Here is a 9,724-nt window from a genome sequence, read left to right as displayed (position 1 = left end):
AAAGATCTCCGTTGGACGGAAATCAGAATCTCAAAGTTCCTTCCCGTTCGCTATTCACTTGTCAATGAACCACACCGATTCACTCGGCGCGAAGCAGTTTTTTACGCCGCTTCGCTTTCGCTGTCAACAAGTTTTTTTCATTTTCGCGAAAGTTTTTTTCGCGGCCCCGTCGGGGCAACTCGTTGGCGCGAGGGAGACTTATGTCTCATTTTCAAACCCGCGTCAAGAACTTTTTTGCCATCCGGGAAAATTTCTTTTTCCGTCGCCCTTTCGGACGTGGCCAGCTCGTTGGCGCGAACGGCTTTATGCGCCTTTTCGACCCAACCGTCAAGCATTTTTCCGCAAAAAAATTTGTGGATTTGCTCCCTGCTGACTGATTATTCAATCAACATGCCGAAAAGACACAGAAAAATGTTTTATTTTTTTGCAAGCTATCAGTTTTCCTCACGCGCAAGGTCTCCCATTGAGAGCGGAAGGAATCACCGATCTGCCTGCTTTCAACAATCTCTGCTTCCTACCGTTTTCCCTACTTTTCCCTGTGACACAAACATACCAGGCATATGACACTGCCTTATCCCTTTACCAGGAAGATAGCGGCCATCCAGATTTCATTCGTGTTCCAGTGCAACGCCAGAAACAGCAGGAGAGAGATGCATGCCTCCCCTGCGGCCTTGGTAATCCCTTCCCCCTCTCTAACAAGAGCCTTCGGCAGCTTTGAACGGCAAGCCTGCGAGATAAGGCACGACAGGAATTCCTTTTGGGATTTTCACTCTGGGAGAGAAGGTTTTCGTAGGCTGCCGGGGAGCAACCCTGCAGTACGGAGAAAACACAGAAGCCCGTCATCTTTCAGCAGCACCGGACAGAAGCCCCATACCCGGGAGCGAAGAGCCTTCGAGCATCAGACAGCCACCAAACAGGGATTTATTCGTACAACAAAAAAGGCGGCCACCGAAGTGACCGCCCTGAATATGCACCTGTTCGCTCTGCTCTACTTGGCAAAGCCCATGGCACGGCGTTCGCGGATGACCGTCACTCGGATCTGGCCCGGGTAGGTCAGATTCTTTTCGATCTTTTCCGCGATGTCCTTGCACAGCAGATAGGTGGCATCGTCATCCACATTGTCGGGATTGACCATGACACGGATCTCGCGGCCCGCCTGGATAGCGTACGCCTTGGACACGCCCTCGAAGCTGGTGGCGATGCCTTCCAGTTCTTCCAGACGTTTGACGTAGTTCTCCAGCAGTTCCTTGCGGGCGCCGGGACGGGCACCGGAGATGGAGTCAGCCGCCTGCACCAGCACGGCCAGAGCCGTCGAGGGGCGCTGATCCTCATGGTGCGCGGCGATGGCGTGGACGATGTCCTTGCCTTCGTTATACTTTTTGGCGATATCGGCGCCAATGAGGGCATGGGGCCCTTCGACCTCATGGTCGACGGCCTTGCCGATATCATGCAGCAGACCGGCACGCTTGGCCTTTTTGACATCCATGCCCAGCTCCGCGGCCATCATGCCGCACAGGGCGGAGACCTCCAGGGAATGCTGCAGCACGTTCTGGGTGAAGGACGTACGGTAGCGCAGCTGCCCCAGCAGGCGGATGATCTCGGGATGGATGCCGTGGACCCCGGCATCGAACGTGGCCTGTTCGCCCACTTCGCGCACCTGAGCATCCAGTTCCTGTTCGCATTTCTGGACGATGTCCTCAATGCGGGCGGGATGGATGCGGCCATCCTGGATCAGACGTTCCAAAGCCATCTTGGCCACCTGACGACGCAGGGGGCTGTAGGCGGACAGGATGACGGTCTCCGGCGTGTCGTCGATGATGAGGTCCACACCGGTCGCGGCTTCCAGCGCACGGATGTTGCGCCCTTCACGACCGATGATGCGTCCTTTCATATCCTCGCTGGGCAGGGAAACCGCCGTGACGGTCTGCTCGTTGACGTAGTCGCCGGCATAACGCTGGATGACGTTGCACAGGATCTCCTTGGCCTTGCGGTCGGCGGTCTCCTTGGCTTCCGTCTCGATCTGGCGGATCATCTTGGCCGATTCGTGGCGGGTCTTGGCCTCCACCTCGGCAAACAGACGGGCCTTGGCTTCTTCCGCCGTCAGGCCGGCGATCTCGGAAAGACGCTGCTCTTCTTCATCGATGCGCGTCTGCAGGAACTCTTCCGACTCGGCCAGCTGGCGTTCCTTGCGGGCCAGATCCTTTTCAGCGGCGAGGAGCTCATGCTCCTTGGCGGTGGCTTTTTCCAGTTTTTCTTCCAACCGGCCGCCCATCTCTTCAAGCTTGCGTTCACGCAGTTTGACTTCGCGCTCGCGCTCCTTGAATTCGTTTTCCAGCTCTCGCTTCTGGTTAAAAAGGTCATCCTGCCCCTGGATGAGGATTTCCTTTTTTTGCGCCTGGGCCTCCTTGCGCGCTTCTTCCACAATGCGTTTGGCCAGCTCGTCAGCATCGCCGATGCGCTTGGTGGTCACACTTTTGTGCACCAGCGCACCGACCAGCAGGCCGACCACAGCGGCCAGGGCCAGCCATACAATATCCATAAAATCCATAACCATCCTCTATAATCAACGGGAATCACCCGGGTATCATAAATGGCGGAAGCCAGCCTCCGCACGAGGTCTACTGGCGGAGGGCTGGCTTCTGACCGCAAAAACGGCATAAGGATGGCTGCAGGCAAAGACCACGCCGAAGCGTGCAAGGAGTACGGTGCAGGACAGAAAAAAATCCCCAGAGCGCCGTGTCATGACTTCGATGCAGAACCTGGTTTCCCAGGGGGGGGCCGTGTACTTTTCTACAGGCTTCCCGTAAACGGGCGTGCTCACAAAAAGCAGGGACAGCTCCCGATTTTATGCTTGTAAGGTCAGCACCGAGTCATAAATCACGCACACTCCAGGGAAATATGCTGTCATTGATGACTTAAACGGACTCTTCTTTTATCTTTGAAAGCATGGTCTCGATGCGATTCTGCACATCGTCCAGCTTTTTTTGCGATTGCAACAAATCATCCGCCAGACCAAGAGCCAGAACAGTCAGCAGAATATCTTTGTTACTCTGCATACCGTGTGACCTCAGTTTCTGGTCTGCAAACCGTTCTTCCACAAGAGCGATGGCCTCACGCACACGCTCCATATCGGCACTGTGGCGGAATGTGACCGCAGTACCAAGAACGGTAAGGTTAAAGTGTTCTTGACTCACTCGAAAACCTACTCGGCGCTTTCATGCTCCTGGATAAGTCTCAGCAGAGCATCCATGCGGTTGATGGCATCGCCCCGCACCTGTTCTTCTTTGTTCAGGTTCTCGCGCAGTTCGCGGTTTTCTTCTTCCAAAGACATCTTCGCGGCGATAGTGGCCTCAAGTTCGGAGTGGAGACGACGAGTCTCCGCCAGAAGCTGGGCTTTCTGCTCCAAAAGGGCCAGTACCTGCGTTTCAAGTTGCTCTAGTGCTTCCATGATTCTGGGTATAGCACTGCCCCATGCCGATGGCAAGGCGGCCCATGCGGCAAATCACGATTTCATGCAAAGATAATCAACTGTTTTTCCTTGCTATTCAACGAAATTTCCTTTTCTGGAAAAAGAAAAAACTTTTCCTGCATATCAGAAAAAAGAGGGAGGCACCGGGCCTCCCCCAAAGGATTTTTTGCCTGGAACTCTCCCGCCGGGCAGGAAGAATCAGACGGATAGAGCCTGACTGACGCCACGGCATGGCCGGGCAGTCTTGCCTGCAGCGGAAAAGTTTCTGGTGGCGCTTTTCATGCTCCCAAAGGAGCTAGACGGATTTGCGCGGCAGGTTCTTCTGCCGGCCGCGGGCGATGCCCATCTCGCCATCGGGCACGTCCTTGGTGATGACCGAGCCCGCCCCGATCAGCGCGCCGTCGCCCACACGCACCGGAGCCACCAGGGCCGTATTGCTGCCGATAAAGGCCCCTTCGCCGATGGTGGTCTTGAACTTGTGCTTGCCGTCATAGTTGCAGGTGATGGTGCCCGCACCGATATTGGTGCCCGCGCCGATCTCGGAATCCCCCAGATAGGTCAGGTGATTGGCTTTGGCGCCCTTGCCCAGACGGGATTTTTTGAGCTCCACGAAGTTGCCCACATGCGAGGCTTCTTCCAGCACGGCGCCGGGCCGCAGACGGGCATAGGGCCCCACCAGGGCGGCCTCGCCCACATGGGCATCCTCGAAATGGCAGAAGGAGCGGATCTCCGCCCCGGCCTCGATGACGGTATCGCGCATCACGCAATGGGAGTCGATACGGGCGCCCCGACGCACCACGCTGCGGCCGTAGATCTCGCACGGGCCCGTGATCTGCGCACCCGGCTCCACCGTGGCCAGCGGGCTGATCCGTACCAGCGCGGGCGCATGCAGCATCACGCCGGAACGCAGCAGGCCGTCCACCACACGTTCACGCAAAAATTCTTCGCTGCGGGAAAGTTCCAGAGGCGAATTGACGCCCATCAGGCTCTCGTCCCGGCCGCACTGCACACCCTGCACCTTGCAGCCTTCGGCCACAGCCAGGGAGATGAGATCGGTGATGTAGTATTCGCCGCTCTTGTTGGCATTGCCGATGCGCGGCAGCAGACGGACAGCCAGGTCCAGACGCACGCAGTACATGCCCGCATTGACCTCATGCGGTTCGGGCCCGTACAGCGCGGGATCATAGTCCTTGGCCTCCACGATGGCCCGCACGCTGCCGTCGGCGGCACGCACCACCCGGCCATAGGCGGCGGGATCGTCCAGCTCGATGGTGGCAAAGGCCAGATCAGCCCCTTCCGAGGCCTCCACGAAATGACGCACCACGTCCTCGGAGAGCAGCGGCGTATCGCCGTTGACCACCAGCACGCGCTCGCACTGCCCTTCCAGCGCGGGCATGGCCTGCATCAGCGCATGGCCCGTGCCCAGCTGCTGTTCCTGGTGCACGAAGGAAGCCTCCGGGAAGGCAGCCTCCACCATGCCCGCCTGATGGCCCACCACCACCAGCACACGCCCGTCGAACACGGGGCGGACGGCTTCCAGCACGTAGCGCAGCATGGGTTCGCCCAGAACGGTCTGCAATACTTTGGGTTTGTCGGAATGCATGCGGGTGCCCTTGCCCGCGGCCAGAATAAGGGCGGCTGTCTGCAACATGGTGGCTCCTTGCAAAAAAGATGGAAAGAAAATAGCCCCTCAGCCCGCAAAGGGCAAGCTGATGGATACGAGGGGGAAGGGGAGGACCTTTTGAAAAAGGCCCTCCCCTTCCCCCTCGAGCTCCCCCTTCCCTACCCGAAAACTTTTATTCTGAAGGATGGCAGGCAGGATAGGGGCCGGGAGCAGACACGCGGCCGCAGGTCCCCCGGCAGGAAGACGGCTGTCCCGGACAAAGGGGAATGCTTTTGGCAAAAGCTGCCTTTTGGGATCATGGCGATACGAAAAAGGCGGCCCCGAAGGGCCGCCTTTGCTGTGCGGGATCATCCCGGCAGGCTGGCAGACAACCATGCCGGAGCAGTTTTTTCAGGCTCAGGCGTTCTGGAAAACCAGTTCGCCATCGCGCACATCGATCTGGACAGCCTGACCATCCAGGATGCGGCCGCTGACCAGCTCACGGGCCAGAGGCGTTTCCACGTATTGCTGCACGTAGCGCTTGAGCGGACGGGCGCCGTACACGGGATCGTAGGCTTCGCCGGCGATGAACTCGCGGGCGGCATCCGTAATGCCCAGCGTGATCTTGCGTTCTTCCAGACGCTTGCGCAGGCGATCCATCTGCAGGTCCACGATGCGCGTCACCTGGTCACGCCGCAGGGGCAGGAAGAGCACGGTCTCGTCCACACGGTTCAGGAATTCCGGCCGGAAGTGGCGGCGCAGCTCTTCCATCACCGCATCACGGGCGCCTTCCTTCAGGCTGCCGTCCTCACCGATGCCGTCCAGCAGATGCGGCGAACCGATGTTGGACGTCATGATGACGATGCAATTGCGGAAGTCCACGGTACGGCCCTGACTGTCGGTCAGACGGCCATCGTCCAGCAGCTGCAACAGGGTGTTGAAGACGTCGGGATGGGCTTTTTCGATCTCGTCGAACAGCACCACGGAGTACGGCTTGCGGCGCACGGCCTCGGTGAGCTGACCGCCTTCGTCATAGCCCACATATCCTGGAGGCGCACCGATGAGGCGGGACACGGAGTGCTTTTCCATGTACTCGCTCATGTCCAGACGCACCATGTTGTCCTCGGTATCGAACAGGGCCTCGGCCAGGGTCTTGCACAGTTCGGTCTTGCCCACGCCCGTGGGGCCCAGGAAGATGAACGAACCCGTGGGACGCGAGGGGTCGGACAGACCGGCACGGGCACGCAGCACGGCGTCGGCCACGGCCTGCACGGCTTCGTCCTGGCCCACCACACGCTTGTGCAGCTGATCGGCCAGATGCAGCAGCTTTTCGCGTTCGGATTCCATGAGCCGGGTCACCGGGATGCCGGTCCACTTGGCCACGATCTCGGCCACGTCGTCGGGACGTACTTCTTCCTTGAGCAGGCGCGGTCCGTCGGCACCGGCGGCAGCGGAGGCATCGGCCAGCTGCTTTTCCAGGGCCAGCAAGGTGGAGTACTTGAGCTCGGCGGCCTTGTTGAGGTCATAGGCCCGTTCGGCCTGCTCGATGGCCAGCTTGGTCTGCTCGATCTTTTCCTTGATGCCGCGCACGCTGTCGATGGCGTTCTTTTCCTTTTCCCACTGCTGGCGCAATTCGCCCTGCTGCACCCGCAGCTCGCCCAGTTCGCTTTCCAGCTTTTCCAGACGGTCACGGGAGGCGGCGTCGGTCTCGCGGCGCAGGGCCTCGCGCTCGATCTCCAGCTGCATGACCTTGCGGTTCACCTCGTCCAGGTCGGACGGCAGGGAGTCGATCTCGGTACGGATCAGGGCCGCGGCCTCGTCGATGAGGTCGATGGCCTTGTCCGGCAGCTGACGGTCCGTGATGTAGCGGTGCGACAGGGTCACGGCCTCCACGATGGCGGAGTCGCTGATACGCACGCCGTGGTGAACCTCAAAGCGTTCCTTCAGGCCACGCAGGATGGAGATGGCGTCCTCCACCGTGGGCTCGTCCACCAGCACGGGCTGGAAACGGCGTTCCAGGGCCGGGTCCTTCTCGATGTACTTGCGGTACTCGTCCAGGGTGGTGGCGCCGATGCAGTGCAGTTCGCCACGGGCCAGCATGGGCTTGAGCAGGTTGCCCGCGTCCATGGAGCCTTCGGTCTTGCCAGCGCCCACGATGGTGTGCAGCTCGTCGATGAAGAGGATGATCTTGCCTTCGCTCTTCTCCACTTCATTGAGCACGGCCTTGAGGCGTTCCTCGAACTCGCCGCGGTACTTGGCACCGGCGATCAGCGCGCCCATGTCCAGGGCGTAGAGCTTGTGACCGCGCAGGCCCTCGGGCACGTCGCCCTTGACGATACGGAAGGCCAGGCCTTCCACGATGGCCGTCTTGCCCACCCCGGCCTCACCGATGAGCACGGGGTTGTTCTTGGTACGACGGGACAGGATGCGCACCACACGGCGGATCTCGGCATCACGGCCGATGACCGGGTCCATCTTGCCCTGACGGGCGGCTTCCACCAGGTCACGGGCGTACTTGCTCAGGGCCTCCACCGTATCTTCGGGGTTGGGGCTGGTCACCCGCGCACCGCCGCGCAGGCTCTCCATGGCCTGGCCGAAACTGGCACGGCTGATGTTGTATTCCTTGAAGACCTCGCCCAGCGGCGTGCCGGACGCATTCTCGGCCAGCGCGGCGAACAGATGGTCCACGCTGACGTATTCGTCCTTCATACGCCGGGATTCGTTTTCGGCGTCGCCCAGCACCTTGGCCAGACGCTGGGTGATGGAGATGCGGTTGGGGTCCATGCCGCCGCCGGAGACGGAGGGACGCTTGCGCAGTTTTTCCTCCACGGCTACGGCCAGAGCGGCGGTCTGCACGCCCATCTGATCCAGGATGCGGGGCACGATGCCCTGTTCCTGACGGATCAGGGCCAGCGCCAGATGCTCGCTGTCGATATCCTGATGGCCCATGCCCACGGCGATGCTTTGCGCCTGGGTCACGGCCTCGCGGGCTTTTTCCGTGAATTTGTTGATGTCCATATATCCTCCACGATGCCGCTATGGACGGGGCCCGTGCGCACACGGGCCGCCCCACGGCGGAAGGTAAGCAAAATCGATTTTTTTGTGCGCGGGCTGCGCAGGCGGACTCCAGAGGGCCCGGAGTGTCCGGGCGGCGGCGCAAGGCCGGGTGGGGTCTGCGGGCCGCCGCGACGGATCCGTATCCGCGGGCTTCCCGGCACAGGGGATCAGTCTTCCAATCCCTGCAGTTCGCGCACCTTGTGCTCCAGAGCGTCGATACGCTCCAGAAGGTCCACGATGATAGTGCCGCCCACCACGGGCAGCTCAAAGTCGCAGCAGATGCGTTCCAGTTTGCGCACACGGTAGATGTCCGCATCCCGGAAGAACTGGTCGGAGCCTTCCGTGCGGCTTTCCAGCCAGCCCAGGGCCAGCAGCTCACGCAGCCGCTCGGGCGCGATGCCGGTGCTTGCCATGAATTCTTCGCACGCCATGACCACGGTGGTCATGTCGTCTCTGTCAGACGTGCTCATATCACAACCTCCATCCTAGCCGCGGGCCCGGAAGGACGACTTGTCCGCCAGCTGCTGCCACAGGGCCTTCTCTTCATCCGAAAGCTGCTCAGGCACCCGGATCATCACGCGGGCCAGCAGGTCGCCGCGATGCTGTGCCGAACCAAGTCCCTTGCCGCGCAGGCGGAACTTGCGCCCCGAGGACGAACCGGCGGGGATGTTCATCTCCACCTGCCCTTCCAGGGTGGGCACGGGCACCCGGGCGCCCAGGGCCGCTTCCCACGGGGCCAGGACCACGTCGCACTGCAGGTTGTCGCCGTCCACCTTGAACACGGAATGCGGCAGATAACGCACCCGCAGGAACAAATCGCCGGGCGCACCGCCGGGAGCGGGCTCGCCCTGTCCGCCCAGACGCAGCTTGGCGCCTTCGCGGATGCCGGAAGGCACGTTCACTTCCAGCGTCTTGGGGCCGAAGGCCGTCTGCAGGTTCACGCTGCGGCGGCCGCCGCGGGCCACTTCTTCCAGCGTCAGGGGCAGTTCGGCCTCCACGTCACGGCCGCGACGCGGCTGCTGCTGACGGAAACCGCCGAACGGATCACCGCCGAAACGGCTGCCGCGCCCGCCGAACAGGGTCTCGAAAAAGTCCGAGAAGCCTGCACCGTCGAAGTTCTGGCCGTTGAAGTTGAAGTGCATATTTTCAAAGCCCGGAGCGCCCTGGAACTGCTGGCCATGCTGCCAGTTGGGGCCGAGCTGATCGTACATACGCCGCTTTTCAGGGTCTTTGAGCACTTCGTAGGCTTCGTTGATATCCTTGAATTTGTCTTCGGCCTGCTTGTTGCCCGGATTCAGGTCCGGGTGGTACTTGCGGGCCAGCTTCTTGTAGGCTCTGGCGATCTCGTCCGCACCGGCGGAACGCTCCACGCCCAGAAGTTTGTAATAATCCTTGTATTCTACTGCCATGATGCTCTCCCCCAATCGGGTCTTCTTGCCAATAGGTAAGACGTTCTTGCCCTGCGTCAAGAAACCGTCACACAAAAAATATTCCCCGGCGCTCAACCGGGCCAGCCGGGGACAATGACCTGCCGGGGCCCTCCCGTCGGCCAGGGGCCGCTTCCAGACGACCGGCCCCTGTCCGGCAGGGCCTTC

The 9,724-nt window shown here is 60.7% G+C and carries 8 protein-coding genes and 1 other RNA gene; 1 reads left to right on the top strand and 8 read right to left on the bottom strand.

The window, feature by feature from the left end; translation table 11 throughout:
• Nucleotides 1-200: 200 nt before the first annotated feature.
• Nucleotides 201-377, top strand: a complete 177-nt coding sequence (locus tag HF854_RS02685; RefSeq protein ID WP_168934890.1) for a hypothetical protein — start codon at nucleotides 201-203, stop codon at nucleotides 375-377.
• Between the two features lie 611 nt (nucleotides 378-988).
• Here HF854_RS02685 and rny read toward each other — a convergent pair.
• The 8 genes from rny to HF854_RS02645 form a co-directional block, all read right to left on the bottom strand.
• Complete coding sequence (gene rny / locus HF854_RS02680) at nucleotides 989-2,548, bottom strand: ribonuclease Y (protein ID WP_168934889.1); 1,560 nt, start codon at nucleotides 2,546-2,548, stop codon at nucleotides 989-991.
• Between the two features lie 171 nt (nucleotides 2,549-2,719).
• A non-coding RNA gene (gene ssrS / locus HF854_RS02675) (6S RNA) lies at nucleotides 2,720-2,898 on the bottom strand.
• A 17-nt stretch (nucleotides 2,899-2,915) separates the two neighbouring features.
• Entirely contained in the window at nucleotides 2,916-3,194 is a 279-nt protein-coding gene (gene zapA, locus HF854_RS02670; RefSeq protein ID WP_168934888.1) for a cell division protein ZapA, read from the bottom strand.
• A gap of 8 nt (nucleotides 3,195-3,202) precedes the next feature.
• Nucleotides 3,203-3,448: a DUF904 domain-containing protein gene (locus tag HF854_RS02665; protein ID WP_081446796.1), complete on the bottom strand. Its 246-nt coding sequence runs from the start codon at nucleotides 3,446-3,448 to the stop codon at nucleotides 3,203-3,205.
• A gap of 316 nt (nucleotides 3,449-3,764) precedes the next feature.
• On the bottom strand, nucleotides 3,765-5,120 hold the full coding sequence (gene glmU / locus HF854_RS02660) for a bifunctional UDP-N-acetylglucosamine diphosphorylase/glucosamine-1-phosphate N-acetyltransferase GlmU (protein WP_168934887.1): 1,356 nt from the start codon (nucleotides 5,118-5,120) through the stop codon (nucleotides 3,765-3,767).
• 369 nt (nucleotides 5,121-5,489) lie between these two features.
• Nucleotides 5,490-8,090, bottom strand: coding sequence for an ATP-dependent chaperone ClpB (gene clpB, locus HF854_RS02655; RefSeq protein WP_168934886.1), 2,601 nt, complete (start codon nucleotides 8,088-8,090; stop codon nucleotides 5,490-5,492).
• Nucleotides 8,091-8,296: 206 nt separating this feature from the next.
• Nucleotides 8,297-8,599, bottom strand: coding sequence for a chaperone modulator CbpM (locus HF854_RS02650; protein WP_168934885.1), 303 nt, complete (start codon nucleotides 8,597-8,599; stop codon nucleotides 8,297-8,299).
• A gap of 15 nt (nucleotides 8,600-8,614) precedes the next feature.
• The gene (locus HF854_RS02645) at nucleotides 8,615-9,538 is read right to left on the bottom strand and encodes a J domain-containing protein (RefSeq protein ID WP_168934884.1); all 924 of its coding nucleotides are present in this window, start codon (nucleotides 9,536-9,538) and stop codon (nucleotides 8,615-8,617) included.
• Nucleotides 9,539-9,724 lie beyond the last annotated feature (186 nt).

It is taken from the genome of Desulfovibrio piger (assembly GCF_012843875.1).
In the GTDB taxonomy this organism is placed as follows: Bacteria; Desulfobacterota; Desulfovibrionia; order Desulfovibrionales; family Desulfovibrionaceae; genus Desulfovibrio.
The sequence above is the reverse complement of the archived record's forward strand: the minus strand, read 5'-3'. Positions and strand labels throughout refer to the sequence as shown.

Excerpts from the sequence above, each read along its gene's own strand:
- rny (WP_168934889.1), bottom strand. The coding sequence starts at position 2,548 with ATGGATTTTATGGATATTGTATGGCTGGCCCTGGCCGCTGTGGTCGGC.
- HF854_RS02685 (WP_168934890.1), top strand. The coding sequence starts at position 201 with ATGTCTCATTTTCAAACCCGCGTCAAGAACTTTTTTGCCATCCGGGAA.
- clpB (WP_168934886.1), bottom strand. The coding sequence starts at position 8,090 with ATGGACATCAACAAATTCACGGAAAAAGCCCGCGAGGCCGTGACCCAG.
- HF854_RS02650 (WP_168934885.1), bottom strand. The coding sequence starts at position 8,599 with ATGAGCACGTCTGACAGAGACGACATGACCACCGTGGTCATGGCGTGC.
- HF854_RS02665 (WP_081446796.1), bottom strand. The coding sequence starts at position 3,448 with ATGGAAGCACTAGAGCAACTTGAAACGCAGGTACTGGCCCTTTTGGAG.
- HF854_RS02645 (WP_168934884.1), bottom strand. The coding sequence starts at position 9,538 with ATGGCAGTAGAATACAAGGATTATTACAAACTTCTGGGCGTGGAGCGT.
- glmU (WP_168934887.1), bottom strand. The coding sequence starts at position 5,120 with ATGTTGCAGACAGCCGCCCTTATTCTGGCCGCGGGCAAGGGCACCCGC.